The organism is Fulvivirga lutimaris (genome assembly GCF_009711525.1).
GTDB lineage: Bacteria > Bacteroidota > Bacteroidia > Cytophagales > Cyclobacteriaceae > Fulvivirga > Fulvivirga lutimaris.
In genome coordinates this window covers 1-1,491 of sequence record NZ_SMLV01000096.1, presented here as the reverse complement: position 1 = coordinate 1,491, position 1,491 = coordinate 1, and the positions used below count along the sequence as shown (strand labels likewise).

Genomic DNA, 1,491 nt, shown 5'->3' with positions numbered 1-1,491 from the left:
CGTTTTACCAATTTGTAGGTAATAAAAATATAAATGATAAAATGCAGGTAATAGGTGATGAATAGCAAGGCAAAAAATGGGAGAGGGATTATATCTAAATGTCGCTCTTCAAGCCAAAAACCAAAACAAACACCTAAAACTGACGGGATGAATTGTGCCAGATACTTACTTGAAACTGTAAATGATTTATTTATGCAAGATTTGGCGAATAGGTAAAACAGTGGCCCAATTGCCATGATTGTACCCAGTCCTGAAAATATAAATTTCACATCAAGAGCGGGAGTGAACTCTAAAAAAACGGACTTTCCAATTCTAAAGGAAAGAACAAGCAGCAGCAGACCAAGTAGAATGTTTGATAAACGATTCCCTTTCCGATATGTCCATAGAAAGATGGCTAGAAATAAACCATGAATCACCCCAAGGCCGCTAATTACAATTAGGACTATCTCATTTGCTGACATGCCTGCAAATTAGTGGAAATTACATTATTAAAATGAGGCTAAGGAGTTTGATTGTTCGAAAGATATGCAAATCTTAGCTGCATGAAATGCCAACTGTACATCGATAATGAGTTATTTGAATATGAAGTAGAAGGGGAGTTTGCTTACGGCAATGATGAAGTGTTAATTAAGCAGGACAAAAATGCCATTGATCATGTTGACTGGTCAGATGTTGGGCACACTACGTTGGATATTCTAAATACAACGCAATTTAATGCCTTGAAAGACAACCTAGTGGTTATCCTTAACAGGATAATGGCAAAGTATGACATTCCAGACATTGATATTCTTGAAGATTATCATAAAGTTGCCAACACGCAGGAGCGGCATTTGCAAGTTATTAATGAAACACGCTCACTCACAAGAAAAGACTTTGATGTTGACTTAAATGCTGTCTGTGAACTTATATCACAGCACTTAGGTAAGGCTGTTGCTATTGAAAACCCAAAACTGGATACCGAAGTTATTACCTTACGAATTAGCAGACCTAACTCTTTTGATATTAATCCATTACATCGAGATGCCTACCTTGATTACTATAAAGACACCATTAACCTCTGGATTCCTATAGCAGGCTGTAATAAAAAATCCTCACTTCCTATCATTCCAAAAAGCCATTTATGGAATGAGGCTGATGTTTTGAGAACAGCAGCGAAAGGAGCGACACTTAAAGGGTTAAAATATCATGTGCCAGGCATTGTTAAGGGGCCTGATAATGAGCTTCATGCCATAAGGCCAAACCCCAAATATGGTGAGTCAATAATATTCTCACCATATCTAATACATGGTTCTGCAGTCAATTTGAATGAGGACATTACACGGATGGCTTTAGAGCTAAGACCATGTCTAAAGTAGTTAATACATCACTTATATTAATTTTTAAAGAAATAACTAGTCTAAAATATGATGTCTAAACGTTGATTCTTAAAAAAGCTTCGAGATAACATATAATTTCTTTAGATTAACAGATCATATGCTTCTATAGTTAATT

At 35.9% G+C, this 1,491-nt stretch carries 1 protein-coding gene and 1 pseudogene; one reads left to right on the top strand and one right to left on the bottom strand.

The features are described 5' to 3' along the window. Positions 1-461: pseudogene (locus tag E1140_RS21605) on the bottom strand (hypothetical protein); the annotation flags it as partial. Between the two features lie 81 nt (positions 462-542). Here E1140_RS21605 and E1140_RS00385 point away from each other — a divergent pair. Next, a complete protein-coding gene (locus E1140_RS00385) occupies positions 543-1,355 on the top strand; it encodes a phytanoyl-CoA dioxygenase family protein (RefSeq protein ID WP_155177977.1) in 813 nt (270 codons plus the stop codon). Positions 1,356-1,491: the final 136 nt, after the last annotated feature.